This is a genomic window from Pseudarthrobacter sp. AB1, from assembly GCF_014926485.1.
Lineage (GTDB): Bacteria > Actinomycetota > Actinomycetes > Actinomycetales > Micrococcaceae > Arthrobacter.
On the sequence record NZ_PZKO01000046.1, the window covers coordinates 15,098 to 41,339 of the forward strand.

The 26,242-nt window shown below is 66.6% G+C and carries 25 protein-coding genes and 1 pseudogene; 18 read left to right on the plus strand and 8 right to left on the minus strand.

Going from position 1 to position 26,242, the window contains the following annotated elements:
- Positions 1–22: 22 nt before the first annotated feature.
- The 7 genes from ssd (at position 23) to DAD99_RS11920 (ending at position 5,430) form a co-directional block, all read left to right on the plus strand.
- Positions 23–1,264: a septum site-determining protein Ssd gene (gene ssd, locus DAD99_RS11890; RefSeq protein ID WP_309233254.1), complete on the plus strand. Its 1,242-nt coding sequence runs from the start codon at positions 23–25 to the stop codon at positions 1,262–1,264.
- Positions 1,261–2,514 (plus strand): TadA family conjugal transfer-associated ATPase, encoded by a 1,254-nt coding sequence (locus DAD99_RS11895; RefSeq protein ID WP_193341702.1) that lies wholly within the window; start codon positions 1,261–1,263, stop codon positions 2,512–2,514. The genes ssd and DAD99_RS11895 overlap by 4 nt, the downstream gene beginning before the upstream one ends.
- Positions 2,511–3,392 (plus strand): type II secretion system F family protein, encoded by an 882-nt coding sequence (locus DAD99_RS11900; protein ID WP_193341703.1) that lies wholly within the window; start codon positions 2,511–2,513, stop codon positions 3,390–3,392. Before DAD99_RS11895 ends, DAD99_RS11900 begins: the two co-directional genes overlap by 4 nt.
- Positions 3,389–3,997 (plus strand): type II secretion system F family protein, encoded by a 609-nt coding sequence (locus DAD99_RS11905; RefSeq protein ID WP_193341704.1) that lies wholly within the window; start codon positions 3,389–3,391, stop codon positions 3,995–3,997. Before DAD99_RS11900 ends, DAD99_RS11905 begins: the two co-directional genes overlap by 4 nt.
- A 190-nt stretch (positions 3,998–4,187) precedes the next feature.
- Positions 4,188–4,550, plus strand: a complete 363-nt coding sequence (locus DAD99_RS11910; RefSeq protein WP_193341705.1) for a DUF4244 domain-containing protein — start codon at positions 4,188–4,190, stop codon at positions 4,548–4,550.
- Positions 4,547–5,074, plus strand: a complete 528-nt coding sequence (locus tag DAD99_RS11915; protein ID WP_309233255.1) for a TadE family type IV pilus minor pilin — start codon at positions 4,547–4,549, stop codon at positions 5,072–5,074. Before DAD99_RS11910 ends, DAD99_RS11915 begins: the two co-directional genes overlap by 4 nt.
- The gene (locus DAD99_RS11920; RefSeq protein ID WP_193341706.1) at positions 5,071–5,430 is read left to right on the plus strand and encodes an Rv3654c family TadE-like protein; all 360 of its coding nucleotides are present in this window, start codon (positions 5,071–5,073) and stop codon (positions 5,428–5,430) included. The genes DAD99_RS11915 and DAD99_RS11920 overlap by 4 nt, the downstream gene beginning before the upstream one ends.
- Here DAD99_RS11920 and DAD99_RS11925 read toward each other — a convergent pair.
- Positions 5,403–7,832 (minus strand): DEAD/DEAH box helicase, encoded by a 2,430-nt coding sequence (locus DAD99_RS11925; protein WP_309233256.1) that lies wholly within the window; start codon positions 7,830–7,832, stop codon positions 5,403–5,405. The genes DAD99_RS11920 and DAD99_RS11925 overlap by 28 nt on opposite strands.
- Before the next feature lie 27 nt (positions 7,833–7,859).
- Positions 7,860–8,552 (minus strand): GNAT family N-acetyltransferase, encoded by a 693-nt coding sequence (locus tag DAD99_RS11930; protein WP_193341707.1) that lies wholly within the window; start codon positions 8,550–8,552, stop codon positions 7,860–7,862.
- Between the two features lie 94 nt (positions 8,553–8,646).
- On the opposite strand from DAD99_RS11930, the gene DAD99_RS22040 reads away from it, so the two are divergent.
- Together DAD99_RS22040 and DAD99_RS11935 are read left to right on the plus strand one after the other, a co-directional pair.
- Positions 8,647–8,778, plus strand: a complete 132-nt coding sequence (locus tag DAD99_RS22040; protein WP_255527482.1) for a hypothetical protein — start codon at positions 8,647–8,649, stop codon at positions 8,776–8,778.
- Positions 8,779–8,829: 51 nt separating this feature from the next.
- Positions 8,830–9,723, plus strand: coding sequence for a rhodanese-related sulfurtransferase (locus tag DAD99_RS11935; RefSeq protein ID WP_193341708.1), 894 nt, complete (start codon positions 8,830–8,832; stop codon positions 9,721–9,723).
- Positions 9,724–9,775: 52 nt separating this feature from the next.
- Here the strand turns inward: DAD99_RS11935 and DAD99_RS11940 are convergent, their stop codons facing one another.
- Positions 9,776–10,372, minus strand: coding sequence for a hypothetical protein (locus tag DAD99_RS11940; RefSeq protein ID WP_227007950.1), 597 nt, complete (start codon positions 10,370–10,372; stop codon positions 9,776–9,778).
- A gap of 85 nt (positions 10,373–10,457) precedes the next feature.
- On the minus strand, positions 10,458–10,895 hold the full coding sequence (locus tag DAD99_RS11945; RefSeq protein ID WP_193341709.1) for a hypothetical protein: 438 nt from the start codon (positions 10,893–10,895) through the stop codon (positions 10,458–10,460).
- 139 nt (positions 10,896–11,034) lie between these two features.
- Here DAD99_RS11945 and DAD99_RS11950 point away from each other — a divergent pair.
- From DAD99_RS11950 to proC, 6 genes and pseudogenes are all read left to right on the plus strand, one after another.
- Positions 11,035–11,370, plus strand: a pseudogene (locus DAD99_RS11950) (MerR family transcriptional regulator); the annotation flags it as partial.
- A gap of 91 nt (positions 11,371–11,461) precedes the next feature.
- Positions 11,462–13,177, plus strand: coding sequence for a methyltransferase (locus tag DAD99_RS11955; RefSeq protein ID WP_193341711.1), 1,716 nt, complete (start codon positions 11,462–11,464; stop codon positions 13,175–13,177).
- A gap of 156 nt (positions 13,178–13,333) precedes the next feature.
- Entirely contained in the window at positions 13,334–16,063 is a 2,730-nt protein-coding gene (topA, locus tag DAD99_RS11960) for a type I DNA topoisomerase (RefSeq protein WP_185261540.1), read from the plus strand.
- A gap of 47 nt (positions 16,064–16,110) precedes the next feature.
- Positions 16,111–16,563, plus strand: a complete 453-nt coding sequence (locus tag DAD99_RS11965; protein WP_193341712.1) for an SseB family protein — start codon at positions 16,111–16,113, stop codon at positions 16,561–16,563.
- Between the two features lie 52 nt (positions 16,564–16,615).
- The gene (locus DAD99_RS11970; RefSeq protein WP_193341713.1) at positions 16,616–17,620 is read left to right on the plus strand and encodes a Ppx/GppA phosphatase family protein; all 1,005 of its coding nucleotides are present in this window, start codon (positions 16,616–16,618) and stop codon (positions 17,618–17,620) included.
- Between the two features lie 265 nt (positions 17,621–17,885).
- The gene (gene proC / locus DAD99_RS11975) at positions 17,886–18,719 is read left to right on the plus strand and encodes a pyrroline-5-carboxylate reductase (RefSeq protein WP_193341714.1); all 834 of its coding nucleotides are present in this window, start codon (positions 17,886–17,888) and stop codon (positions 18,717–18,719) included.
- A gap of 30 nt (positions 18,720–18,749) precedes the next feature.
- On the opposite strand, the gene DAD99_RS11980 is transcribed toward proC, so the two are convergent.
- Both DAD99_RS11980 and DAD99_RS11985 read right to left on the minus strand, forming a co-directional pair.
- A complete protein-coding gene (locus tag DAD99_RS11980; protein WP_058931335.1) occupies positions 18,750–19,436 on the minus strand; it encodes a TrkA family potassium uptake protein in 687 nt (228 codons plus the stop codon).
- Positions 19,429–20,862 carry a TrkH family potassium uptake protein gene (locus tag DAD99_RS11985; RefSeq protein ID WP_193341715.1) on the minus strand — a complete coding sequence of 478 codons (1,434 nt, stop codon included), beginning with the start codon at positions 20,860–20,862 and terminating at the stop codon, positions 19,429–19,431. The genes DAD99_RS11980 and DAD99_RS11985 overlap by 8 nt, the downstream gene beginning before the upstream one ends.
- Before the next feature lie 105 nt (positions 20,863–20,967).
- On the opposite strand from DAD99_RS11985, the gene DAD99_RS11990 reads away from it, so the two are divergent.
- Together DAD99_RS11990 and DAD99_RS11995 are read left to right on the plus strand one after the other, a co-directional pair.
- On the plus strand, positions 20,968–22,179 hold the full coding sequence (locus DAD99_RS11990) for an acetoin utilization protein AcuC (protein ID WP_193341716.1): 1,212 nt from the start codon (positions 20,968–20,970) through the stop codon (positions 22,177–22,179).
- Between the two features lie 79 nt (positions 22,180–22,258).
- Positions 22,259–22,801 carry a helix-turn-helix transcriptional regulator gene (locus tag DAD99_RS11995; RefSeq protein ID WP_185261534.1) on the plus strand — a complete coding sequence of 181 codons (543 nt, stop codon included), beginning with the start codon at positions 22,259–22,261 and terminating at the stop codon, positions 22,799–22,801.
- 92 nt (positions 22,802–22,893) lie between these two features.
- On the opposite strand, the gene DAD99_RS12000 is transcribed toward DAD99_RS11995, so the two are convergent.
- The gene (locus DAD99_RS12000; RefSeq protein ID WP_305072209.1) at positions 22,894–24,231 is read right to left on the minus strand and encodes an alpha-hydroxy acid oxidase; all 1,338 of its coding nucleotides are present in this window, start codon (positions 24,229–24,231) and stop codon (positions 22,894–22,896) included.
- A gap of 62 nt (positions 24,232–24,293) precedes the next feature.
- Between DAD99_RS12000 and DAD99_RS12005 the strand changes: the two genes are divergently transcribed.
- Entirely contained in the window at positions 24,294–25,034 is a 741-nt protein-coding gene (locus tag DAD99_RS12005) for a FadR/GntR family transcriptional regulator (RefSeq protein WP_227007952.1), read from the plus strand.
- A gap of 6 nt (positions 25,035–25,040) precedes the next feature.
- Here the strand turns inward: DAD99_RS12005 and DAD99_RS12010 are convergent, their stop codons facing one another.
- Positions 25,041–26,075, minus strand: coding sequence for a LacI family DNA-binding transcriptional regulator (locus DAD99_RS12010; protein ID WP_193341717.1), 1,035 nt, complete (start codon positions 26,073–26,075; stop codon positions 25,041–25,043).
- Positions 26,076–26,242: the final 167 nt, after the last annotated feature.

Sequence of the window (26,242 nt, forward strand, 5' to 3'; positions counted from 1 at the left end):
GAGTTCGGTGGAGAGTGGCTTCATGAGCAGGCACCAGCTATCTCCACCCCCGTCCGAGCGGTCTTCCACCCAGCTCTCCCGCGCCCGGCCCTCCCCTTCCCCCGGATCTGACTCCGTTGGTTCCCAGCCCCGTGATTCCAGGTCCGGTGCTTCCACGTCCCGTGCGCCTACCTCGGGACGGGCCGCAGGAGCCTGGCTGCCGGACCCCGCTGGTGCCGAGGTGCTCCTGGTCACCAGCTATGACTTTCTGCAGGGCGAAGTGGAACGGATCGTGGCTGCCGCCGGCGGCCAGTTGCGGGTGGTGGCGGACGTGGCTGACGCCGCCAAGTATTGGGATGCCGCGGCCGCCGTGTTGGTCGGGAGCGATGTTCGTGAGCTGCCGCCGCGGCGACGTGCCCCTGCCGTGTTGGTGGGCCTGAACGGGGAGGGGGACAGTCTCTGGCACCTGGCTACAGCCCTCGGAGCGGAGCGGGTGGCGGTACTGCCGGATGCCTCGGCCTGGCTGGCCGAGTACCTGAGCCGGTCTCGGTCGCCCGAAGCGGGAGGACTCGTCCTCGGGATAACAGGGGGCTGCGGCGGTGCCGGGGCCACCACCGCGGCAATCTGGATCGCCCAGGCGGCGGCCGGGCTGGGTGTGCGTGTATTGCTCGTTGACGGAGATCCGTGGGGCGGTGGCCTGGAACTGGCGCTGGCGGCTGAGGAGACGCCGGGGCTGCGCTGGCCTGATCTGTCCGAGGCGAGCGGAAGCATAGATCCCGAACAGCTGGCCGATTCACTGCCGATCGCCGGCGGGTTTTCCTTCCTGTCCTGGCCAGGCAGCCGCGACCGCCAGACGCCGGTGGATGCCGCCACCACAGGTGGCGTCCTCGATGCGGCCCGGCGGGGCTATGAACTGGTGGTGGTGGACATCGGTCGGAGCGCCGAAACCGTGCGGATGTTCGCCTGGGACTGTGACCGCATGCTGGTGGTTGTGCCGGCGCAGCTGAAGGCCGCGGTGGCCACGGCCCGGCTGCTGCACGAACTTCCGCCGGTCGAGGCGGCCCTCCTGGTTCGGGGAAAGGCGGGCGCCGCGCTGGACGGCGGACTGATTGCGGACGCCGTCGGACTGCCGGTCCACGGCCGGGTTCCGGAGCTGCGCGGCGTTACGGCGGCCGGGGAAAACGGACGGCTCCTGGACGTGGGCAAACGGCGGAGCGTCAGGCATTTCGCCGCTTCAGTGCTCGATCTGCTGGACGGCGACATCCCCGTCGGAGACCTGCCGTGAGCGAGCGGCAGCCAGTCCCGCCGCCGTCGCCCCAGGAGCACCGGACGGGGGCACGCCGTCGGCAGGCCCGGGTCCTGGATCAGCGATTTTTGGATTCGTCACTGTTGGAGACCGTCCGTGAATCAGTCATGGCCGACGCCGGACCTGTCACGCCGTCCCGGGTCGCCGCCGCTGTCCAGGCCACCGGGCGGCTGCTGGGGACAGCCGGATCCCTCGCGGCTGTGGAACGGATCAGCGCCGAGCTGAACGGGCTTGGCCCACTCCAGGAACTGACGCGGGACGTCCATGTCACCGACATCTTCGTCAACGCCCCGGACTCGGTCTGGATCGACCGGGGTAAGGGCCTCGAACCGGCCGGGGTTTCGTTTTCCGGTGAGGCGCAGGTGCGGGCCTTGGCATCACGGCTGGTGGCCGCCGGCGGACGGCGGCTGGACGACGGCTCCCCGTGTGTCGATGTCAGGCTCGACGGCGGCTACCGCGTCCACGCCGTCCTGCCGCCGATTTCGACGGCCGGCACTCTGCTGAGTGTCCGCATCCGGCGGGAGCAGGTCTTCTCGATGGACGAACTCCGTGCCGGCGGCATGTTCGGCGGCGTGGTCCGGGAGGTGCTTGAAGGCGTGGTTGAACAGCGGCTGAGTTTCCTGATCAGCGGGGCCACGGGTTCCGGGAAGACTACTCTGCTCTCCACCCTGCTGGGGCTGTGCTCCCCGGCAGAACGGCTGGTTCTGATCGAGGACGCGTCCGAACTGAACCCCGTCCATCCGCACATTGTTTCGCTCGAGTCCCGGCACGGAAACCTCGAAGGCGGCGGCGAAGTGGACCTGGGCGAACTCGTCCGGCAGGCACTGCGGATGCGGCCGGACCGGCTAGTGGTGGGCGAATGCCGCGGTGCCGAGGTCCGGGAGCTCCTGACCGCCATGAACACCGGCCACACCGGCGGGGGAGGAACCATCCATGCCAACACTGCCACCGCCGTCCCGGCCCGCTTGACAGCTTTGGGCGCACTGGCCGGCATGGGCCAGGACGCCGTCCGGCTGCAGGCAGCCAGTGCCTTGGACGTCGTGGTCCACGTGGAGCGGTCCAGCCGCGGGCGGCATGTTGCCTGCGTGGGTGTGGTGCACGACGGTCCTGGCGGGCTTACCGTGGTTCCGGCGTTGGAGACCGCACGCGGCCAGCTCGGCACCGGTCCTGCCTGGGAGACGCTGAGCTCGAGGTTGGGACTGTCCCCCGCGGCGGGTGCCGCCGCATGACACTTCTGCTGGCCGTGGTCCTGGGGCTGGCGGTCGTGCTCCTCTTCAGCCCGCCAGGCGGTGCCACCAGCCGTTTCCGGCGGGCCTTGGCGAGTGCAGGACCAGGCCTTGCCTCTCGAGTTCACGCAGGGGCCGGTGGCAGCAGAACGGGCGGCATGTGGCGCAACGTCTTCCGCGCACGACCGAAAAGCAATGACCTGTCCTTGACCCTTGTGGTCCAGCAGCTGGCTGCGCTGCTTAAGGGCGGCCGCACTCCGGCACGGCTCTGGGATGAACTGTGGCTGGTCCACGGTGGCCGTCCGGAGCCTGGTTCAGCAAGTACGGACGCAGGTTTACGCGCATCAAAGGACCCTGCAGGAAGGGCGGAACCATCACGCGGGCCAGCGTCCAGTCGCAGCGGTCCGAGCCTCAGCGCAGGTTCCCTGGTGATGCTTGGCGCCATCCGGGCAGCAGCGTTCCGGGGCGCGCCCGTGTCTGAAGCGATCAGGAAGGCCGCGCAGGCGGAGTATTCGCGCGCCGACGGCAGGGAGCTACGAATCTGGTGCGAGCTGGCCGCCTGCTTTGATATCGCCGAAGCCAGTGGCTGTCCGCTGGCTGATGTGCTGGCGCGGTTTGCCGCGCAACTCGAAGTGGAAGACGATGCCGAGGCCGCACGGCAGACGGCCCTCGCCGGACCGAAAGCCACGGTGGGTCTCCTGACGTGGCTCCCGCTGATGGGGCTGGGCCTGGGAATAGCGTTGGGCGTGGACCCGTTGGCCATCCTGATCGGGACTCCGCTGGGACTGGCGGCGCTCGCAGCGGGAGTGGGCCTCACCATCGCCGGAAGAATCTGGTCTGCCCGCCTGGTCGGTGCTGCTGCCGGGGCCGGTGTGCCATGACGGACGTTCTTGTGCCGGGGCTTGCTGTGGCAGTTGTTCTGGCTGCGGCCGCTTGCCTGGCCCTTTCGCAGCCAAGCCGGGTCCGAAAGCGGCTGGTCCGGCTCCGAGGTGAAGTGGGCGCAGGGTCGCCGGGGGCCGATGAAGCCTTCACACATCGTGGCCGTCTGCACGGATTGCGGGACTCGGCCATGATGCTTGAGCTCGTGGCGGCGATGCTGGACGCGGGGTCAGGCATCGGGCGGTCCCTGGAACTCGTCGCTGCCTCGGCCTCGACGGACTACGGCAAGGCGCTGCGTCCCGTGGTGTCAGCGCTCGCCATCGGGGCCGACTGGGAGACAGCCTGGCGCAGTTCCGAAGTCCGGCTTCCCGAAATCCTGGAACTGCGTGACGCACTGGGATTCGCCGCCCTGACCGGAGCGCCGTCGTCGGCCATCCTTTACGCGCAGGCCGCAAGGCTGCGCCGGGAAAGATTCCGTGCTGCGGAGAAACGGGCGGCCTCCCTCGGCGTGAAGCTGGTCATTCCGCTGGGCCTGTGCTCGCTCCCGGCGTTCATCTGCCTGGGCGTTGTTCCGGTCCTGCTGGCATTGGTGCCGTCCGGGTCCTGAGCGCGGGATTTGAGCTACGGTCCATTCCTCCACACCCGGTCCATTCCTCCACACCCCGTCCTGTCCTCCACAATCCGCTCAAAGCCGCGCTTATCCACTTACGGGTTGTTGGCTCTTACCGAGACTTCCGCAGCCGGGAAGAGTCGAATCAGCCGGCAACTCGGCCGGAGCACAGAAGGGAAATGTCACTATGACCATCATCGAAAACAGCCATTCCGCAGCACCTGCACCGGAGTCCAGCGCCGCTCCTACGGGCACAGCACCATGGGACCCGGGAACACGCTCCGATGCGGCATTGGGGGCGTGTACCTGCCAACGACAGGAATCCACAGAGCCTGCTGGCAACGTTGTGGAGCTTTACCCTGGTGCCAGCGAGCGGAAGGAGCGCCACGGCCGGCTTTCAGCTTCAGAAGCCGGAATGGCAACGGCTGAATACGCCATCGCCACCCTGGCCGCTGTGGGCTTCGCTGGACTTCTCGTCTTCATTCTCCGTAGCGACGAAGTACGCGGATTCCTGTTGAACCTCATCCGCACGGCGCTGGCTTTGCCGTGATTCTGTCGCCGGCAGCGCTGCAACGTCCTAATGACCGGAGCAGCCGCCGTGGGCCGGGGAATGCCCACGGCGCCGTGACGGCGGAGTTCGCGGTAGCGCTGCCGGCGGTACTGTTGCTCCTTGCCCTGCTTTTGGCCGGAGCCTCCGCAGGCGTCACCCAGCTCAGGCTCGAGGAAGCGGCGCGGGCCGGCGCCCGGGCGCTGGCCCGCGGTGAGGACCCTTCCGCGGTGCAGGGGATCGTCAGGACATTGGCGGGGACGTCGGCAACGGCGTCCGTTGCGGCTGACGGCGAATGGATCAGCGTCACGGTGGCTGACGGTGTGGGCGGACCCCTGGGGGCAACAGTGCCCTGGACGCTTACAGCCACGGCCACCACGCGGAGCGAAACGCCGGCGGCCAGCGGCGATCCTCAGCCGCTGGTACTGCCAATGCCGGCCACGATGCACGGGTACCTTTTCAGGCTGGCACAGTCTGCGGACGAACGGACGGGACACATCCGGGCCCCCGATGTGGAGCCGTCGTGAAGAGGCAGTCCGGGGACAACCCGGAGCGCGGCTCGGGAACGGTCCTGGCCGCGGGACTGGCATTGGTTGTCGTCATGGCGATGGCCCTGATGCTGTTGTTCGCGCAGTCGGCGGTGATGGCCAGCAGGGCAGCGGCGGCGGCGGACCTCGCCGCCCTTGCAGCGGCCGATGCCCTGCGCGGGATCACGTCCGGCGACCCCTGCACGGTGGCCGCAGAGGTGGTGGCCCGCCATGCTGCAGCACTCGTCAGCTGCACGGAAGGGACCGGTCAGACCGTTATGGTACGAACTGAGCTGAATGCAGGGACTCTGGTTGGCGCCGCCACCGGTCAGGCGCGGGCCGGGCCGCCGCCCTGAGCGGCTGTGGTGCTGAACGGCTCCGTGCTGGCCGGGATTTCCGCGCCGCGGGGAGGCATTTCACGGGCGTCCTTGAGGAGGACATCGATGAGCGTGACGGCGGCAGCCTTGTCCAGCGGATTGTTCTTGTTCCCGCATTTGGGGGACTGGACGCAGGAGGGGCAGCCCGACTCGCACTCACACGCCTTGATGGCGTCGCGTGTCGCCGAGAGCCACACCTTGGCCTTATCGAAGCCGCGTTCGGCAAAGCCGGCACCGCCAGGGTGCCCGTCATACACAAAGATGGTGGGCACGCCTGTGTCGGCGTGGATAGCGGTGGACACCCCGCCGATGTCCCAGCGGTCGCTGGAAGCCACCAGGGGCAGGAGGCCGATCGCTGCGTGCTCGGCGGCGTGCAGGGCCCCCGGGAACTGCGCCTCGATGAGCCCGGCACCCGTCAGCGAACGGTTCTCCACCACAAACCAGACCGCCTTGGTGAACAGGTCCCGGGCGCCCAGCTCCAGCGGCTCTTCACCCAGGATTTCATTTGAAATCAGGGCCTTGCGCTGAAAGGAAACCACCTGCGTTGTCACCTTCACATCGCCGAAGTGCACGGCAACATCGCCCCAGTGCTCAGTACGGAGTGTCTCGAGCACTTCGATCTGGGTCACGTCCCGGGCCGTTGTGTAGTAGTCGGGGTTGGCGCGCCGGACCACCACGCAATGGTCGTCTTCGTTCAGGTCCTCCACCACATAGCTGTCGCCCTGGTGTACGTAGATGGCCCCCGTATGCGCCTGGTAGTGGGTCTGGGGCGAGTCCATCGTCCCGAGCAGGGAGCCGGTGTCGGCGTCGACGATGCTCACCGGCCCGCCGCCGTCGGCGCGGAGGTTCACCAAGGCCGCAGCGCTCTGGGAGTGCGTCCAGAACCAGCCCGCCGGCCGGCGCCGCAGATACCCCTGCGCCACAAGCTGGCCCAGCAGCTTCTCTGCTGTGCTGCCGAACAGGCCCAGTTCAGCTACGCCCAGCGGAAGCTCCGCGGCGGCGGCGCAGAGATGGGGCCCCAGCACGTACGGATTGGACGGGTCAAAGACGGTGGCCTCCACCGACACGTCGAAAATCGCCTCCGGATGGTTCACCAGGTAGGTATCGAGCGGATCATCACTGGCCACAAAGGCGGCGATGGCATCCTGGCCCGCGCGCCCTGCGCGGCCGATCTGCTGGAAGAGTGACGCCCGGGTGCCTGGCCACCCCGCCACCAGGACGGCGTCCAGCCCGGAAATGTCGATTCCCAGTTCGAGGGCGGACGTGCTTGAGACACCCAGCAGTTCACCGGAGCGGAGGGCCTTTTCCAGGGTCCGGCGTTCTTCTGGAAGGTACCCCGAGCGGTAGGCGGCCACGCGTTGCGGCAGGCTGGGATCCACTTCGTCCAGAAGGCGCTTGGTGATCGAAGCGATCGTTTCCGCACCGCGACGGGACTTAATGAAGGCAATGGTCCGGATCCGGGACGAGACCAGGTTCGCCAGCAGGTCGGCCGTTTCGGCAACGGCGGTGCGTCGTTCGTTGGCGCCGTTCTCGCCCTTGAGCTCGGTCAATGCGGGTTCCCAGAAAGCCACCGTGGTGGAGCCGTGCGGTGAGCAGTCCTCGGCAACGGCCCGGACCGGCGCCCCGATCAGGCGTCCGAACGATGTGCCCGGCTCCGATGCCGTGGCAGAGGCGGCGATGAACACCGGACCGGGTTGGGCAGTCCCTGCGCCGTAGTACGCGCAGATGCGGCGCAGCCGGCGCATCAGGTTGGCTACATGCGAGCCGAACACGCCGCGGTAGCTGTGAGCCTCATCCACAATCACGTATCGCAGCCGCCGGAAGAAGCTGGCCCACCATGCGTGATTGGGCAGGATGCCGAAGTGGAGCATGTCGGGATTGGCGAGGATGAAATTGGCGTGGTCCCGGATCCACCGGCGGGCCGTGGGGTCCGTATCGCCGTCGTAAGTCTCGGCCCGCACGGTGGGCAGTTTCAACGAACGGATGGCTGCCAGCTGGTCAGCGGCCAGCGCCTTCGTGGGCGAGAGATAAAGGGTCACGGCGCCGTCGTCGTGGATCTTTCCCGGTTCGGACAGTACGCGCAGTTCGGAGCGGTGGATGGCGTCAATCGCCGGCAGTTGGTAGGCCAGGGACTTGCCGGAGGCGGTGCCGGTGGCAATGACCACATGCTCGCCGCCGTGGGCCAGGTTGGCGGCCTGGATCTGGTGCCGGTACGGCTCGTGGATGCCGAGCGAACCATAAGCGGCCACGAGATCCGGGTGCGCCCACTCCGGCCACGGTTCGTGGACCGCCTGGCGGGCAGGGATGATGCGGACATGACGCAGCTGCTCCGGGTCCGGGCCTCGGCCCAGCAAAGGAATCAGGGAGTCATGGGGGTTCACCCCAACATTCTTTCACCCGGGAAAAAATCACCCCACGGAAAGGTCTGCGCCTTCGTCGGACGTGGACAGCATCAGCACGCGGCAAACAGTGGACCAGCCCAGGTGGGAGTAGAGCTTCTGTCCGTCGAGGGAGGCCAGGAGCAGGCCGTTTTCCACATCCGGTCCGATGGCCTGCGCGGCCAGGGCCTTCATGATGAAGCTGCCCAGGCCGCGGCGCTGGAACGTCGGTTGGACAACAATCTTGTCGAATACAGCGGTCTCGCCCACCACAAAAACCCTGCCGCTCGCCGCCACCGTGTCACCCGAACGGACCACCGCGTGGTGGACGCCGTCGAGTTCGGAGGTGACCAGGTTCAGATCATCGTCGGAGAGCCACGGATCTTCCGTATCCTGGGTGGACATGTCCACAATCATCATGGCCTGCGAGGCGGACGTGACGTTCAGACCGTTCTGTTGGGCCAGCGCCCTGAAGCGGGCAACGTCATTGGTGAGGATAGTCAGGACCCTGGCCGGCGCCTCGACGGTCTTCGCAGCCAGGGCAGTGAACTCGTCAGCGGAGGGGTCATGGGCGAAGTACTCCCACTCCCCGGTGGTGTCGGCCCGCATTGCAGCGGGGAAGCGGCCCTCAACTGATGTCTGGTAACCGCGGCAACCGGCCCAGCCAGCTACCCAGACTTCAAGAAGGCGTGTGATGTCTTCAACCAAGGCGTCCGGACTCATGTCATGAGAGTATTCCAGCCCCGACACAAGCAACAGGGGTAGGGTGCCCCGATGTGACTTGCTTATGCAATCGTGACCGGACAAGACTGACGGCATGAACGCCACGAAGGATCCATACAGGAACACCTTGGCGGTGCCCCTGCCGGTCTGTGGTGCAGCACTGGTGACCACGGTGGGCGGCGCCCTGAACAGGCGCGACGCCGCCATCGCAGCGGGCCAACCTTAGCCCCGGCCGCCAGGCGGGCCCGGTGCCCGGTAACCCAGTACCCTTAAATACGTGGCTTTGAACCGAATTGTGCTCTTTTACGGCTTTACCCCCATCGCAGATCCGGACGCGGTGCGGCTCTGGCAGCGTGCCCTGTGCGAAAAACTCGGGCTGACCGGACGCATCCTCATTTCCAAAGACGGCATCAACGCCACGGTGGGCGGCGAGATCGGCGCGGTCAAGCAGTACGTCAAGACCACCCGCGAATACAAGGGCTTCCACGGCATCGACGTGAAATGGTCCGACGGCGGCGCGGAGGACTTCCCGCGGCTGAGCGTTAAGGTCCGGGACGAGATCGTCTCCTTCGGCGCGCCCGGCGAACTCAAGGTGGATGAGCACGGCGTGGTGGGCGGCGGCACCCACCTCAAGCCCGAAGAACTGCACGAACTGGTAGAGGCCACGAAACAGGCCGGCGAGGACGTCGTGTTTTTCGACGGCCGCAACGCCTTCGAAGCCCAGATCGGCAAGTTCAAGGACGCGGTCGTCCCCGACGTGGCCACTACCCACGACTTCATCAAGGAGCTCGACTCCGGCAAGTACGACGCCCTCAAGGACAAACCCGTGGTCACCTACTGCACCGGCGGCATCCGCTGCGAGGTGCTGTCCAGCCTGATGGTGAACCGCGGTTTCAAGCAGGTGTACCAGCTCGACGGCGGCATCGTCCGCTACGGCGAAACGTTCAAGGACCAGGGCCTCTGGGAAGGCTCGCTCTACGTGTTCGACAAGCGCATGCACCTGGAATTCAGCGAGGAGGCCAAAACGATCGGTGCGTGTGTCCGCTGCGCCTCTCCCACCAGCAAGTTCGAGAACTGCTCCAACCCGAGCTGCCGCACTCTGACGCTGTACTGCGCCGAGTGTGCCGCCAGCCCGGAGACGCTTCGCTGCCCCGAAGGCTGCGCGGCCTGAACCGCGCGTCGCCGAAGGGTCCGGCCGGCCTGGATCCGGCAGGCAGAAAAGTTCACAGCCGGGACAGCCGGTAGGCGAAATTGGCGGCGGACTGCGCTTCGACCTGGAAATGCAGCACCGTTTCCGTGGACAGGTAGACCACGCTATCGTGCCGGGATCCGCAGCGCAGGCTGAGGTCCACCATAGTGAATTCTTCATTGCGGACTTTGAAGTCGACGCGCCGTTGGCTCCGGCACACCAGCGCCAGGACGTAGGTTCCGGCCGGGAGGGGCGCTGTGGCGCCGGTCCGGATTTCTTCGGCCCGCAACAGGCCGAATTCCCTGTGCCCCACCTGCAGCCCGGTCCCCACCTGGGACTCAGTCAGCCAGCCCTCCATTTCGGCCTCGCTGACGGGATCGTTCCGCCACAGTTCAGTGCGTGGCCCCGGCTCGGTCACTGCCGTCGCAGCCGGGGCGTTCTCGGCGGGCCGCCATCCTTCGTCGTACGTGTATTCACATCCGGTGAGCGCAGATCCGGCCACCAAGGCGCCCGCCGTCCAGAATACGACGGCGGTCCTTACCCGGGTGCGCGCCGGGACTGACCGGGACGGGCAAGTACCCGGACGAAGTACCGCCCTGCGGGGCGGCGGCGCCCCCTGCGATCCGGGCATACTCCGACTCTATGCCCGGCACGGACGCCAATCCAGAGCCTCGAGTAGGTGACAGGAAAGCCGGTCGTGCGGGAGCGGCCGGCAACTACCCCGCGGTTACCAGTTGGTATGCGTAGATCAGCGGCGCGTCAACACTGGAGGCACTGAGCTCCAATGGCCCGGATTCCGGCAGAGTGATTTTGCGGGACTCCGGCGTGCCGTAGCAGGCCGCTCCGAGGTCGGCGAGCGCTTTGCCGCCGGACCGCACTGCGAGGAAGGCCTTGCCGCCGCCTTCGCAGACAAGTGTCAGCGTGTACTTGCCTGCCGGCACAGTCTCCGTATGGTCAATGGGCTGGGCGTTGAGAATCCTGCCAGAGTCCTCGGCAACAATGCCGCTGGCCAATGGCATCGCCGTGGCCTTCCAGGCAGGAACATCGGCGTTCTCCACCGAAAGCTGCTGCGCGCAGCCGGAGACGCCCAGGAGGACAGCTGCTGCCGCCACGGCGGAGAGGGCGCGCGGCAGGGAGGAAGGAAACAGAACCATGCTTCCAACTTACCCGGCCACACCTGCGCTCTGTGATTCAGACTTTTGACCTTGACGCTACGTCAACATTTATCGTTGAACCATCAGCCGGATCACAACCCGGGACTTATCCCGCCAACAGACCGGGAAGGAGGAACATATGGACTGGTCCATCCAGGACATTGCCCGGATCGCAGGGACTACCGGCAGGACGCTGCGCCACTATGACGGCATCGGGCTGCTCAAGCCCAGCCGCACCGGCCACAACGGCTACCGTTACCACAACCAGGCGGCACTGATGCAGCTCCAGCGCATCATGCTCCTTCGCGGCCTGGGGCTGGGCCTGCCGGTCATCAGCCAGGTGCTCGACGACGAAACGGACGCGGCCAACGCCCTCACCGGGCATTTGGCATGGCTCAAGCAGGAACAGGACAGGCTGGCGCGGCATGAGCACCGACGAAAAGGCGGCGTGGAAGAACTACGGCGGGGCGGAAGGTACCGGCTTCGTCCGGGATGCCCTGAAGATCCAGGCGGCGGAGAACCTGTAGCCCGTCAGGGGGAAGCCTGCCCGCCAATAGACTTGGGCGGTGACTGATTACACGCTTTTCCTGGCCGGCAATACCCCCGACGCCCCGCGCAGCGACCTCCCCGAACTGCTGACGGCGCTCGCCGCGGACCTGCGCCGGGTGGACTACACGCTCGACGGCGTGGCCGGGCTCCTGGGCGACTCCGCCTACCGCGCGCTGAACCGGGACCAGATCATCCCGGCTCTGCTGGCTACCGAAAGCGCCCTCCGGAATGATGCGGCGGCGGGTGGGCCTGCGAACGGTGAGAATACGACGTCGGCGCTGGCCGCCGTCGTACGTCTCTGGCTCCTGGCGGAACCTCAAACGCGGGAAACGCTCGACGCCGCCCTGCCGGGAGTCCGGTCCGACGGCCTGATCGAACTGGGGCTGCTTGAGCCCGTGCCCGGCTCTGATCTGCCCGGCGCCGTTCAATCGGCGCCGGATCTGCTGCAGGCAAAAGCGGATCTGCGGCCGTACGGCTGGGATTCCAATGAGGACGGCAGCGGCGGCGCCGAGCTGTGGGTGGCCAGTGACCTCGCAGCGCACCAGCAGGACGGCGTGCTGCGGCACGATCACGTACTCGGGATCGGGCAGGCATCCACCACGCTGGTGCAGACCACCGTCCGGCGCCACGTCGCCAAGGCCCTGGATCTGGGCACGGGCTGCGGCATCCAGTCCTTCCACCTCCTGCACCATGCCGAGCACGTCACCGCGACGGACATCTCGGAGCGGGCTCTGGCCTTCACCCGGTTCAACCTGCTCCTGAATGCCGAGGCCCTGCACGTGGACCCGCAACATCTGGAGGACCGGGTCAGCCTTCGGCTGGGGTCGCTCCTGCAGCCCGTCGCCGGTGAGGAATTCGAGCTTGTGGTGTCCAACCCGCCGTTCGTCATCACGCCGCGGACGGTAGGCGAACACGCGTCCGGGCAGTTCACCTACCGCGACGGCGGGCTGCCGGGCGACGACATCGTGGCCTCGCTCGTGGCGGCATTGCCCGGAGCCCTGGCCCCCGGCGGCACCGCGCAACTGCTGGGCAACTGGGAAATTCCCGTCGGGGCCGAGTGGCACAGGCGGCCCAAGAGCTGGATCGGTCCGGATGCGGACGCCTGGTTCATCCAGCGCGAGCAGGTGGGCCCGGAACAGTACGCCGAAACGTGGCTGCAGGACGCATCAGAATCCCGCGACCGCAAGCATTACCGGGACGCCTATGCCGCGTATCTGGCGGACTTCGCGTCCCGGAACGTGGCGGGGATCGGCTTCGGCATGATCTGGCTGCGCCGGCCGCCGGCGGAATCGGGCGCCCCGGCCATCAGCCGGTTCGAGGAAATTACGTACCCCATTGAGCAGCCCATCGGGCCCCACTTGGGCGCCGCCGTCGAGCGTTCCGGCTGGCTGGCCGCCAACAGCCTGGCGGACGCGCATCTGCTCGTGGCGGACGACGTCACGGAGGAACGCCATCAGCGTCCCGGCGCCGAGCACCCGGGCGTGATCCTGCTGCGCCAGGGTGCCGGCCTGCGCCGGACCAATCTGCTGAGCACCGAACTCGCTGGGCTTGTCTCCGCCTGCGACGGCGACCTGTCCGTCGGCCAGATCATCGGTGCCCTCGCAGCGCTGCTCGGCGGGAGCCTCGCCGGAGAGGACGGGTTCGACGGCGAGGCGTTCCGGACCAGGCTGCTCGACGACGTCGCGAACCTGGTCAGCGACGGTTTCCTGGTTCCCGCCGAGCCAGCCGCATAGCGGTTTGGCGGGCTCCGGAACACCCCAAAACGGGGTCCTGGACGTGCCGGGTGAGTCGCCGGGTTTTCCACATGAATGCGCACGATTGTCCAAAATATGGTGAACTAGGCCAATATGGGCTCATCTGCCCACGCAACCCTTTTCTGTAGGAGCACCGTGCCAAGCAAGGCCAAAACAGGCAAGAAACTCGTGATTGTGGAGTCTCCGGCCAAGAGCAAGACCATCGCCAAGTACCTCGGCGAGGGCTTCATCGTAGAGGCCTCCGTTGGTCACATCCGCGACCTGCCGCAACCGTCCGAGCTTCCCGCAGAACTGAAGAAAACCTCGGTGGGCAAGTTCGCCGTCGATATCGAAAACGACTTCAAACCCTATTACGTGGTGTCCGCGGACAAACGGAAAAAGGTCACCGAACTGAAGGCCGCGCTGAAAGATGCCGACGCCCTCTATCTCGCAACCGATGGGGACCGCGAGGGCGAGGCCATCGCGTGGCACCTGCTGGAAGTGCTCAAGCCCAAGGTGCCCGTCTACCGGATGACGTTCGGCGAAATCACCAAGGAAGCCATCCAGCGCGCCATGGGCAACCTGCGCGATGTTGATACGGCCCTGGTGGATGCGCAGGAGACCCGCCGTGTCCTGGATCGCCTCTACGGTTACGAGATTTCTCCCGTGCTGTGGCGCAAGGTGGCACGCGGCCTGTCCGCCGGCCGCGTGCAGTCCGTGGTCACCCGCATGGTGGTGGACCGTGAACGCGAACGCATGGCTTTCAAGGCTGCTTCCTACTGGGACCTCACAGGCCAGTTTGGTGCCGGTTCCGCTTCGTTCAAGGCGAAGCTCGCCTCCGTTGACGGCGCCAAGGTGGCTTCGGGCCGGGACTTTAACGACGACGGCGTCCTCACTTCGCGCAACGCGGCGCACCTCAACGAGGAACTGGCTACGTCGCTGGCTGCAGGACTCCAGGATGCGGACTTCCGCGTCCGGTCCGTGGACACCAAGCCGTACACCCGCCGTCCCGCAGCGCCGTTCACCACCTCCACGCTGCAGCAGGAGGCCGGCCGCAAGCTGCGCTTCACCTCCAAGAGCACCATGCAGGTGGCCCAGCGGCTGTACGAAAACGGCTACATCACCTATATGCGTACCGACTCCTCGGCGCTGAGCGACGAAGCTGTCACGGCCGCCCGCCGCCAGGCGTCCGAACTGTACGGCCCGGAGTACATCCCGGCGTCGCCCCGCGTCTACACCAGCAAGGCCGCGAACGCGCAGGAAGCCCACGAGGCCATCCGCCCCGCCGGTGACTCCTTCCGCACGCCGGCGCAGGTTGCCAAGCAGCTCTCCGGCGACGAGTTCCGCCTGTACGAGCTGATCTGGAAGCGCACCGTCGCCTCCCAGATGGGTGATGCCAAGGGCTCGACGGCGACCATCCGCCTTGGTGCCGTTGCAACCGACGGCCGGGACGCTGAGTTCTCCGCCTCCGGCACCGTCATCACCTTCCCCGGCTTCCTGGCCGCCTACGAAGAAGGCAAGGACGAAAGCCGCGGGGACGACGACTCCGACGAAGCCCGACGGTTGCCGAACGTGGCCAAGGACGATGCCCTCACGGCGTCGGACATTCTGGCTGTGGGCCACGAGACCTCGCCGCCGCCGCGCTTCACCGAAGCGTCGCTGACCGCCGAGCTGGAAAAGAAGGGCATCGGCCGCCCGTCGACCTACGCCTCCACCATCTCCACCATCCAGGACCGCGGCTACGTCCGGAAGCAGGGCTCTGCCCTGGTGCCCAGCTGGATCGCGTTCTCGGTGATCCGACTGCTGGAGCAGCACTTCACCGACTACGTGGACTACGAATTCACGGCGGACATGGAAGGCGACCTGGACAAGATCGCCAACGGCCAGGCTGTGGGGTCTGCGTGGCTCAAGCACTTCTACTTTGGTGAAGACGCAGATCCGGGCCTGCTGAGCATCGTGAACAACCTGGGCGATATTGACGCCCGGGAAATCAACTCCATTCCCATCACGGACGAGATCACGTTGCGGGTGGGCAAGTTCGGTCCGTACCTGGAAAGCTCCGCCGCCACGGTTGATCCGAAGACCGGCGAAATCGTGGAAAACTCCCGAGCCAACGTCCCGGAGGATCTGGCACCGGACGAGCTCACCGCGGCCAAGGCCATCGAACTGATGGAGACGGCTGCGCCGGAAGAACGCGTCCTCGGTGCTGACCCGCACACCGGGCACACCGTGGTGGCGAAGAACGGCCGCTACGGCGCCTACGTCACCGAAGTCATCCCCGAGATGACCGAGGAACAGCTGGCCAACCAGCCCGTGGAGTATTACAAAAACGGCAAGCCGAAGCCGCCGAAGAAGCCTGTCAAGGCTAAGCCGCGCACCGGTTCGCTGTTTGCGTCCATGACGGTGGACTCCGTCACGCTGGATGAAGCGATGCAGCTGATGAGCCTGCCCCGCGCCCTGGGCGAGGACGCCGAAGGCAACCTCATCACGGTGCAGAACGGCCGCTTCGGCCCGTACCTGAAGAAGGGCACGGACTCCCGCTCCATCGGCACCGAAGAGGAAATCTTCACCATCACACTGGAGCAGGCGCTGGAAATCTACTCCCAGCCCAAGCAGCGCGGCGCCCGTGCCGCGGTAGCCCCGCTGGCCGAGTTCGGACCGGACCCCGTTTCCGAGAAGAACATCGTGGTGAAGGAAGGCCGCTTCGGCCCGTACATCACGGACGGCGTCACCAACATCACCGTCCCGCGGTCCACGTCCCTGGAGGAACTGACCCGGGAACAAGCCGTTGAACTCCTCGCCGAGAAGAGGGCCAAGGGGCCGGTCAAACGCACCACCACGGCCCGCAAGGCCCCGGCCAAGAAGAAGGCTCCCGCCAAGAAGTAAGTACGGGCGGAATTGCGCCGGGCTCTCCAACGTGGTCGAGTAGATACATGACTGAACAGCCCGGCACAGCCGATCTCACGCCGCTCAACGACCTCGAAGAGAAGCTCGCCCAGGGCGGCCAGCCCGAGGGCAGCCCGGTGGATGTCATCCTGTCCTTCCTCAACAGCGAGGTCTACGTCATCAGCACCGACGGGATCGAGGGGGAGGATTCCCAGGTGGAGCCGCTGGTATTGGCGAACGCCGACGGCGAGCCCGTCCTTGCTGTGTTCTCGCACCCCAGCAGGGTTGATGAGCAGTACCTTGAGGCTGCCCCGAACGTCCTGGGGACCCAGGGTGCGGCCATTATCGCCAACATCGGCGAGGAACTGGGCATGGTGATCAACCCCGGAGCCGCCTACGGCTTCGAGATCAACCCGGAGGGCGTCGCCAACATCAAGCGCGACTTCAAGCGCGCCGATGAACTCCTGGACGGTGCACCAGAGGACGCCTCCGCAAACTGACATCTTCTGCGCAGGTTGTGAGTGAGGGCCCGGGCGGGGGAATAATGGCAGGATGCGGCTAGGCGTCCTCGATATCGGGTCAAACACTGTCCACCTTCTCCTGGTGGATGCCCACCCTGGCGCGCGTCCGGTGCCTTTCGCGTCGCACAAGCGGCCGTTGTCCCTGGTCCAGTACCTGGATGCCGACGGTAATATCACGGACGCCGGCCAGCACGAGCTGACCGAATTTGTTCTTGAAGCCTGGGAGTTTGCGGCCAGGCACAAAGCGGACGACCTGCTGGCGTTCTGTACGTCCGCCATCCGCGAAGCCGCCAACGGCGCCGCGGTGCTGGCCCGGGTCAAGGACGAAACCACTGTCACCCTGCAGGAACTGACGGGCAGCGAAGAAGCCTCCATGACGTTCTTCGCCGTCCGCCGCTGGTACGGCTGGGGCGCCGGGCCCATCCTGAACCTGGACATCGGCGGCGGCTCCTTCGAAATGGCCTTCGGCCAGGACGAGCTGCCCGAAGTGGCCACCTCCGTCCCGCTGGGCGCCAGCCGCCTGACCCGCGACTGGCTGGCCGAGGACCCGCCTTCCGCCAAGAGCGTCAAGGAGCTGCGCCGTTATATCCGGGCCACGCTGGCCCCCGCGGTGAAGCAGTTCGACGGCCTGGGACGCGCCAATGTTGTGGCCGGCACCTCCAAGACCTTCAGGTCGCTCGCCAGGGTCGCAGGGGCCGCCCCCAGCGCCGCAGGCCCCTACGTGAAGCGCACACTCAACGCGACGGATCTGGGCGTCTGGGCGCAGCGCATTTCAGCCATGAAGGCCGAGGACCGGCTCTTTCTGCCGGGGGTGTCCGAGGCCCGCGCGCACCAGCTCCTCGCCGGGGCCCTGGTGGCCGAGGCCGCCCTGGAAATGTTCAAGTTCAAAAAGATCAGAATCTGCCCCTGGGCGCTGCGTGAAGGGCTGATCCTGCGCCGGCTCGACCAGCTGGTCTTTGCCGGTCCGCTGGATCCGGCCCCGCACATCGTGGAGCCCGCCCCGGCGCGTCAGGCGATCGAGGCCACCCCCGCCTGAAAACAGCGTTAACGCGAAAGCGCCGGCGTCCGCAGCAGGAAAATGGGGGAAAACCTGCTGCAAACCACCGGCGCCTCGGGCAAACATCCCCATGCTTGCCGCATCACTCGCACCCTCAATGAGGTAATAACTACGTTAGGCGGCGAAGTTGTGAGCAAGCTGCGGCGAACATGGGAGTCCGCTGTGAATCAGTTTCGGCGGGTTCCCGCGTTGTCTGATTCGTTCCATTTCTGCAGCCGCCCAGCCAAACTGCAATGATGGAACCATGAGTAACCGAATCGCCTTTCTGGGCTGTGGATCCATGAACGAAGCCATCCTCTCGGGCCTTCTGGCCGCCGGGACCAACCCCGCCGACGTCATAGCTACCGTAAGGCGTGCCGAACGGGCCGAGGAGCTGGCGCTGCGCCACCACGGCATTACCGCTGTCGCTGGCGAAGAGGAACCGGACAACAACAAGGACGCCGCCAAGGGATCCGCCGTCGTAATCCTTGGTGTAAAGCCGGTGGGCATCGTCGACCTGGCCCGCGAAATCAGCGGCTCCCTTTCGCCGAAATCGGTAGTTGTCAGCGTCGCCGCAGCCGTATCGCTGGCGCAGCTCGAAGCAGCACTGCCTCCCGGACAACCGGTGATCCGGACCATGCCGAACACCCCTGCGAAGCTGGGCCGCGGCGTCGTCTCCGTTTCACCCGGTACCAACTGCACGCCGGAACAGCTCCAGACCGTCAAGGACATCCTGCGGGCCGCAGGCACCGTGGTGGAGGTACCGGAGGAGCAGGTGGACGCGGTGTCGGCCATCAGCGGCTCGGGTCCCGCCTACGCGTTCTACCTGGCTAAGGCCATGGCCGCTGCCGGCGTCGAACTGGGTCTGGATCCCGAGCTGTCGCTGCTCCTGGCCCGGGAGACAGTGGCCGGCGCGGGCTTCATGCTGGCCGAGCCGGGCGCCGATCCCTCGGCCCTGCTCAAGGGCGTGACCAGCCCCAATGGCACCACCGAACGGGCCATCGCCACCTTCGACGACCGCGGCATTCCGGCGATCATCGCCGCTGGCGCCCGCGCCGCAGCAGACCGCGCTGCAGAGATCACAAAGCAGCTCGGCTAATCCCCACCGCCTCGGGTTTTTGGGCTCCACTTACGGCCGCGCGGCGAACCGTTCCAGCAGGTCCACGTGACCGGACACGATCAGCATGTCGCGGGCGGACACCTTGGTTTCAGGGCGGGCGTAGGTGAAGTCCTCACCGGGCGACTTCACGCCCACGATCGTCACGCCGTACTTGGAGCGCACCTTGGACTCATCCAGCGTGAATCCCACGGTCTCGCGCGGCGGATACATTTTCACGATGGCGAAGTCGTCGTCGAATTCGATGAAGTCCAGCATGCGGCCGGAGACCAGGTGCGCGGCGCGGACGCCGGCGTCGGCCTCGGGGTAGATTACGTGGTTCGCGCCGATCCGGGTGAGGATCTTGCCGTGTGATGGCGTGATGGCCTTGACCCAGAGGTGCTCGATGCCGAGATCCACCAGGTTCACGGTGATCAGCACGGAGGACTCGATCGAGGTGCCCACGCCACAAACTGCGGAGCTGAACTCCTGGGCGCCGAGTTGGCGCAGCGCATCGATGTTGGTGGCGTCAGCCTCCACCACGTGGGTGAGGAGTGGCGCCCATTTCTGGACCAGGTTCCGGTCGCGTTCGATCGCCAGCACCTCACGCCCCTGTTTCACAAGCTGCTCGGCGGTGGAGGAGCCGAAGCGGCCGAGCCCGATCACCAGGACCGGCGCGTTGTGGGCGGGGCGGTTGGGGGCGCCTGAGGAATTAGCCAATGATGGGCCTCTCTTCCGGGTAGTGGAACAGCTGGCTGCGTTGGCGCAGTGCCAGCCCAGCGGCAAGGGTGACGGTGCCGACACGGCCCGCGAACATCAGGGCGGTGAGGACATAAACGCCCGACGGTGGCAGCTCTGCACTCAGGTTCGTGCTGAGGCCGCAGGTTGCGAAGGCTGAGATCGTCTCGAACAGGACCCGGTCCAAGGGCGCGTTGCTGATGTGCAGGAGAATGAGGGCGGAAACCGAAACCAAGGTTGCGCCGGCGACGATCACCGAGATGGCCACCCGCATGGTGCCCTGCGGGATGGTCCGGCCGTAAACCTTGACGTCCGCGTCGCCGCGGGCCTCGGCCACGATGGCCAGGAACATTACGGCGATGGTGGTGACCTTGATGCCGCCCGCTGTGGAGGCCGAGCCGCCGCCGGCGAACATGAGCGCGTCCGTCAGGAGCATGGTGGTGGACTCCATCTGGTTCTGCTCCACCAGGTTGAACCCACCGGACCTGGTCATGACGGACGCAAAAAGCGAGTGCGTGATCTTGTCCCCGAGGTCCATGCGGGCAATGGTCCGCACGTTGTCCCACTCCATCAGCCCCCAAAGCACCGCGCCGGCGGCCAGCAGGATGAAGGACACCTGGATGGTCAGCTTGGTGTGCAGGTTCCACTTCTTCCAGTTGAGCCCGTTCTGCTGCAGGACCATAACAACGGGAAAACCCAGGCTGCCGAGGAACACGCCGAGCATCAGCGGGATGAGGATCCAGAGATCGGTCTCATACGGCACGATGCCGTCTGAATGCGGGGTGAAGCCGGCGTTGTTGAACGAAGAAATGGCGTAAAAGACGCCGTGCCACACGGACTGCCAGAACGGCTCGCCGAGGGTTAGGAACCGGGGGACCAGGGCAAGCGCCAGGACACCTTCGATCACCACGGACGTGGTGATGACTATTCGCAGCAGCGTACCCACTTCACCGAGCCGGCCGGCGTTGTTCATGGCCTCCTGCGCAATGAGTTTGCCGCGGACGCCAAGCTTCTTGCTCACCATGAGGGCCAGCAGGGAGGCGAGCGTCAGCGTTCCCAGTCCGCCCACAAAGATGCCGATCAGGATGACCAGCTGGCCGAAAAATGACCAGTGCACCGCCGTCGAAACAACTGTCAGGCCGGTCACGCAGACGGCGGACACCGCCGTGAACAGTGCCTGGTGGATCGGGGTGGCCATACCGGTGGCGGAGGAGATGGGCAGCGACAGGAGGAAAGTGAAGACCAGGCAGACCGTCGCGAAGGCGCTCAAGGCAAGCCGTGCGGGCGACGTGTTGGCAATATCGTCAACGAAGTCGCGTATGCGGGTGAAGATCCATAGGCCTTCGCGCCCCGGTGCGGCCGGGTGCCAGCTGGCCGGGTTCCGGGGCCTCGACTGGCGTTGCGTCATGGGGGGCTTTTCCTCGGTTGAAACTGTTTCCTCCAGTAGTAAACCACTAATGCCCGCGTTATGGCCGTGCCGGGGCCGGGTGCGGCCTCCGGTAGCCTGTCATTGATGACATTCCTGCCCGGTCTCAGCCAGCCCGCGCCGCCGACGATGGTGGTGTGGAATTCCGCCATGACGGCCTACAATTTCGGCCCGGGCCACCCGATGGCTCCTGCGCGGCTGGACCTGACGGCGAGGCTTGCAAGCAGTCTCGGCCTGCTGGACTTTGCGCATGTGTCCGTGGAGGCCCCGGAGGTTGCGTCCGATGCCGAACTGGAAACCGTACACTCGCCGGAGTTTGTGGCTGCTGTCCGCAGGGTCAGTGACGACCCGACCTCGCCGGATGAAGCCCGCGGACTGGGCACCGACGACGATCCAGCCTTCGCGGGTATGCACGACGCCGCTTCAAGGCTTGCCGGTGGATCGCTGGCCGCTGCGTCCGCCATCCTCGACGGGTCCGCGCTCCACGCCGTGAACTTCGGCGGGGGTATGCACCACGCTGCCCGTGACCGCGCCAGCGGCTTCTGCATCTACAACGACTCCGCCCTTGCCGTCCGGAGACTGCTCGACGGCGGCATCAGCCGCGTGGCGTACATCGACGTCGATGCGCACCACGGCGACGGGACGGAAAGCATCTTCTGGGACGACCCCCGGGTCTTGACCATTTCCCTGCATGAGAGCGGACTCACCCTTTTCCCCGGGACCGGCTACGCCAACGAAATCGGCGGTCCCGGGGCTGAAGGCAGCGCCGTCAACGTCGCCCTGCCGTCCGGCACCGGCGATGCCGGCTGGCTGCGGGCCTTCCACGCGGTGGTGCCCCAGCTCGTGGGCGCGTTCCGGCCGGAAGTCATCGTCAGCCAGCACGGCTGCGATTCGCACCGCCTTGACCCGCTGGCCCACCTGAACATCAGCGTGGACGGCCAGCGTGAGGTGGCCACCGCCGTCGGGAATCTCGCTGCCCGGCACTGCGAGGGCCGCTGGATCGCCACTGGCGGCGGCGGATACAGCGTCACAGACGTTGTGCCGCGGTCCTGGAGCCACTTGATCGCCATCGCTGCCGGGCGTCCCGTTCCGCTCCGGACCCCGGTGCCGGAGGATTGGCGCGCCTATGTTTCGGACAAGTTCGGCAGGGACGCCCCGGTCCTGATGGGTGACGACGTGGAGCTTTGGTGGCGGTCCTGGGAAGTGGGCTTTGACCCCAACGACGCCGTGGACCGCACCGTCATGGCCACCCGCAAAGCCGTTTTCCCGCTGCACGGCCTCGATCCCTGGTTCGACTGATCCTTCTTCACCCCACGAGGGCCGGTCACGGGCGAAATAGTTGATGCCTGACGGCGTATATGTCGCTAGGGTGGGAGTCATGGTGACAGACGACGTATTTGCCGTCATTGCGGAAGCAACCCGGCGTGACATTTTGGTTTCCCTGCGCGCCGGGGACAAGGCAGTGGGCGAGCTGGTGGAAGAACTGTCCGCGAGCCAGCCCACCATTTCCAAGCACCTGAAAGTCCTCCGCGAGGCCCAGCTGGTCAGTATGCGGGCGCAGGGCCAGAAGCGCTATTACGCGCTGAACCCCAAGCCGCTTGAGGGGATCGTCAGCTGGCTGGAGACGTTCGACGTCGGCCCGGCGGCCGCCGTCGCCAAGTCACCCCGTGCTGCGGCGGAAGCCGGCACCGGGCAAACCGTGGCTACTGCACTGCCGGACAACGCCGCCATCGCCGCCGTCCTGGAACGTCCGGGCGCCGAGTTGAGCCCCGCCGTCGTGATTCCGGGCGGCACCGTTGCCCCGCTCAGCGACGACACGGTGCCGCAGCAGATCGGCCGCACTGTGGGCCGCGCCGCCACAAAGGCCGCGGACCTGCTGGCCAACCTCCCGAACCTCCCCAAGTTCGGCCGCAAAAAGTAACCCCAATACTCTGAGTTTTTGTCCAGATAATGGCACCAAAAGTCGATATTCCGGCCATTATCTGGACAAAAACTCGGGGGCGGGCGGGGCCGCTACTTGGTGAGCAGGCGTACGTGGTCCGGGGTCAGCTCGGAGATTTTGCTGACACCGAGCAGCGCCATGGTGCGGGCCATGTCCTTCTCGAGGATCTGCAGGGTGCGGTCCACGCCCGCCCGGCCGCCGGCCATGAGGCCATACAGGTAGGCGCGGCCGATCAGCGTGAAGTCGGCGCCCAGGGCCAGGGCCGCGATGATGTCCGCGCCGCTCATGATGCCCGTGTCCAGCATGATGGCCGCGTCCGAGTTGTCCTTGGTGAAGGCTTCCTTGACGCCCGGCAGCAGGTGGAACGGGATGGGTGCGCGGTCCAGTTGGCGGCCGCCGTGGTTGGACAGCACAATGCCGTCGGCGCCGTGGTCCACCACCTTGCGGGCGTCCTCCACGGTCTGGATGCCCTTGACCACGAGCTTGCCCTGCCAGGTTTCACGCAGCCAGTCCAGGTCCTCGAACGTCAGCGTGGGGTCGAACATCGAGTTGATGAGGTCGGCCACGGTTCCGGTGTAGCGGGACAGCGAGGCGAAGGTCAGCGGCTCGTGCGTGAGGAAGTTGAACCACCAGGCCGGGCGGTAGGACGCATCCAGGACGGTCTTGACGGTCAGTGCGGGCGGGATGGTCATGCCGTTGCGGACGTCGCGGAGGCGGGCGCCGGCGACGGCGGTGTCCACTGTGACCATCAGGGTGTCGTTGCCGGCCTTGGCGGCGCGCTCGATCAGCTCCAGCGACCGGTCGCGGTCCGTCCACAGGTACAACTGGAACCAGTTGCGGCCGTGCGGGGCGGCTGCTGCAACGTCCTCGATGGAGGCAGTGCCCATGGTGGAGAGGGTGTATGGAATGCCGGCGGCTTCCGCAGCCTGCGATCCGGCGTACTCACCCTCGGACTGCATCATGCGCGTGAAGCCGGTGGGGGCGATGCCCACGGGGAGCCGGGAAGGCTTGCCCAGGATGTCGGTGCTGAGGTCGATGCTGGAGACGTTGCGCAGGATGCCGGGCCGGAACTCGATGTCCAGGAAGGCCTCGCGGGCGCGGCGCAGGGTGATCTCGCCCTCGGCGGCGCCGTCGGTGTAGTCGAACGGGGCCTGCGGCGTGCGGCGCTTGGCCATGTCGCGAAGGTCCCAGATGGTGCTGGCCCGCTTCAGCCGGGCTTCCTTACTGAATTCGGGCTTCTTGAACTGCATCAGCGGGGCCAGGTCCGAATACTTGGGGATCCGGCGCCTAAGCGCGGCCGGGACTGCGGCGGCGGCCGGCTTCGGCGCGCTGGCGGTGAACGCCGGGACGTCCGTGGCATCCGGGGCTGGCGTGACCTCGGGATTGTTCGGCTGGATGGTGTGGGTCATGGCTGCCTCCGTTGGTGGGCCTGGCGCAGGGTTGGAGCTGTGGTCTAACCACACTCTAAGCCATGTGGTCCAACCACATCAACTACGATGGTGCCATGCGTACGCACCAACTTGTCCTGACGTGGATCGAACAGCAGCTCTCCGACGGGCAGCTGAGCGTGGGCGGACGCCTGCCTGCGGAGCGGGCACTCGCCGAGCAGCTGGCCGTGTCAAGAACCTCGGTACGAGAGGCCATCCGGATACTGGAGGCCATGGGGGTGGTCCGCGCGGGGGTTGGCTCCGGCCCGGAAGCAGGGACTGTGGTGATTTCGGATCCGACGGCAGCGCTCGGCTCGGCGCTTCGGCTTCACGTTGCCACCCAGCATCTGCCCGTGTCCGACATCGTGGAAACGCGCATCCTGCTGGAGACCTGGGCGGCTGCCCGGGCAAAGCCGGATGCTCCGGAGCTCGAACTGGCAGCCACGCTCCTGGGCGAGATGGACGCCGTCGAACGTGTTGCCCGGACGGCGGATGACTTCCTGGCGCTGGATATACGGTTCCATCTGGCCCTCGCGGACGCCGCCGGCAATGCCGTGGTCAGCGCCATGATGGGCTCGCTGCGCGAATCCATCCAGGGATACACCGCCCGGTTTACGGCCAATCTCCCGGACTGGGATGCCACGGCGTCGCGCCTGCAGGCGGAGCACCGTGACATTCTGGCCGCCATCAGGAACGACGACGGCGCGCGCGCGGCCACGCTGGTGGCTGCCCACATCGAGGGCTATTACCGCGAGGGCGGGGCTGGGCCCGCGGCGGAGGAATAGTGCGGGTCAGCCGTGGGCTGCAGTACCGCGCGCCTTGGCCGGGCCACTGCTGGCCCGGATTTCCAGGCGCGGCTGGTACCGGCCGCCCGGGGCGTCGTGGTCTTCCTTGCGGATGAGTGCCCGCAATTCACGCCAGGCCTGGCCGCCGAGCTCGGCAATGGGGACTGCCGCGGTGGTCAGGGTGGGCGTGGTGTAGCGGGCGAAAGGGATGTCGTCGAAGCCGGTGACGGAGATGTCGCCCGGAACGTCCACGCCGCGTTCGTGCAGGCCGCTCATCAGGCCCATGGCCACGAGGTCGTTGAAGGCCAGGATACCCGTGGCGCCGCTGGCAAGGACCGAGTCCACTGCCCCGTGGCCGGTATCGAAGTCCGAGCCGCCGTCGAGCATGGTGACATCCACCTGCGGGTGCCTGGTCTTGAACGCTTCGAGGCCCTCGAGCCGGAGGCCATTGGAGGCGCTGCCTGCCGGGCCGGCCAGGAAGGCCAGGCGCGTATGGCCGAGGCCCACCAGGTACTCGGCCAGGTCCTGGACTCCCTGCCCGTAGTCCACCACGAGGCTCGGAATCCCGGCAGCCGCCGTCGTCCGGTTGATCAGGACCAGCGGGTGCAGCGATGGTGCGATTTCCTCGAGCTCGGCGTCGCTCATGCGCGGGGCGCAGAGCACCAGACCGTCGCAGCGCCGGCGGGCCTCGCCGGCCAGGATGGCTTCCTCGCTGGAGACCTCGAAGGAATCGGCAATCAGGACGCGGTAGCCATCCTCCGCCGCAGCCCGGCTCAATCCGCGCAGGATCGCCTGGAAGGTGGGGTTGGCGAGGTCCGGCACCACAATGCCGATGGTGTCCGTCTTTCCCAGTGCGAGGCTGCGCCCCACGGGATTGGGCTGGTATTTGAGCTCGACGGCGGCCGCCCGTACCCGTGCCGCGATGTCCGGGTCCACGGTGAAGTTGCCGTTCATGACGCGGGAAACAGTGGCGTGTGATACCCCTGCCTTCACAGCAACATCTGCAATGCCGATCCTTCCGGTTGCCGATTTCCTGGCCATGGCCCTGCCTTTCGTAAGTCCCGGTCCCGCGAGTACCGGCGCCCGTGGGACAGCATACAACGCCCCGGGAAACCGATTTCCATTCGTTCGGCGCGAAGAGTGTAGGCTGTGCCGCTGCAGAATCAGGGCCTTCCATCCAGAAAGCGCTTTCTCTCAGAGAGGATAAG

Excerpts from the sequence above, each read along its gene's own strand:
- DAD99_RS11990 (WP_193341716.1), top strand. The coding sequence starts at position 20,968 with ATGACATTCCTGCCCGGTCTCAGCCAGCCCGCGCCGCCGACGATGGTG.
- DAD99_RS11965 (WP_193341712.1), top strand. The coding sequence starts at position 16,111 with ATGACTGAACAGCCCGGCACAGCCGATCTCACGCCGCTCAACGACCTC.
- DAD99_RS12005 (WP_227007952.1), top strand. The coding sequence starts at position 24,294 with ATGTGGTCCAACCACATCAACTACGATGGTGCCATGCGTACGCACCAA.
- DAD99_RS11945 (WP_193341709.1), bottom strand. The coding sequence starts at position 10,895 with ATGGTTCTGTTTCCTTCCTCCCTGCCGCGCGCCCTCTCCGCCGTGGCG.
- DAD99_RS11910 (WP_193341705.1), top strand. The coding sequence starts at position 4,188 with ATGACCATCATCGAAAACAGCCATTCCGCAGCACCTGCACCGGAGTCC.
- DAD99_RS11900 (WP_193341703.1), top strand. The coding sequence starts at position 2,511 with ATGACACTTCTGCTGGCCGTGGTCCTGGGGCTGGCGGTCGTGCTCCTC.
- DAD99_RS11985 (WP_193341715.1), bottom strand. The coding sequence starts at position 20,862 with ATGACGCAACGCCAGTCGAGGCCCCGGAACCCGGCCAGCTGGCACCCG.
- proC (WP_193341714.1), top strand. The coding sequence starts at position 17,886 with ATGAGTAACCGAATCGCCTTTCTGGGCTGTGGATCCATGAACGAAGCC.
- DAD99_RS11995 (WP_185261534.1), top strand. The coding sequence starts at position 22,259 with ATGGTGACAGACGACGTATTTGCCGTCATTGCGGAAGCAACCCGGCGT.
- ssd (WP_309233254.1), top strand. The coding sequence starts at position 23 with ATGAGCAGGCACCAGCTATCTCCACCCCCGTCCGAGCGGTCTTCCACC.
- DAD99_RS11970 (WP_193341713.1), top strand. The coding sequence starts at position 16,616 with ATGCGGCTAGGCGTCCTCGATATCGGGTCAAACACTGTCCACCTTCTC.
- DAD99_RS11930 (WP_193341707.1), bottom strand. The coding sequence starts at position 8,552 with ATGAGTCCGGACGCCTTGGTTGAAGACATCACACGCCTTCTTGAAGTC.
- DAD99_RS11905 (WP_193341704.1), top strand. The coding sequence starts at position 3,389 with ATGACGGACGTTCTTGTGCCGGGGCTTGCTGTGGCAGTTGTTCTGGCT.
- DAD99_RS11940 (WP_227007950.1), bottom strand. The coding sequence starts at position 10,372 with ATGCCCGGATCGCAGGGGGCGCCGCCGCCCCGCAGGGCGGTACTTCGT.
- DAD99_RS12010 (WP_193341717.1), bottom strand. The coding sequence starts at position 26,075 with ATGGCCAGGAAATCGGCAACCGGAAGGATCGGCATTGCAGATGTTGCT.
- DAD99_RS22040 (WP_255527482.1), top strand. The coding sequence starts at position 8,647 with ATGAACGCCACGAAGGATCCATACAGGAACACCTTGGCGGTGCCCCTG.
- DAD99_RS12000 (WP_305072209.1), bottom strand. The coding sequence starts at position 24,231 with ATGACCCACACCATCCAGCCGAACAATCCCGAGGTCACGCCAGCCCCG.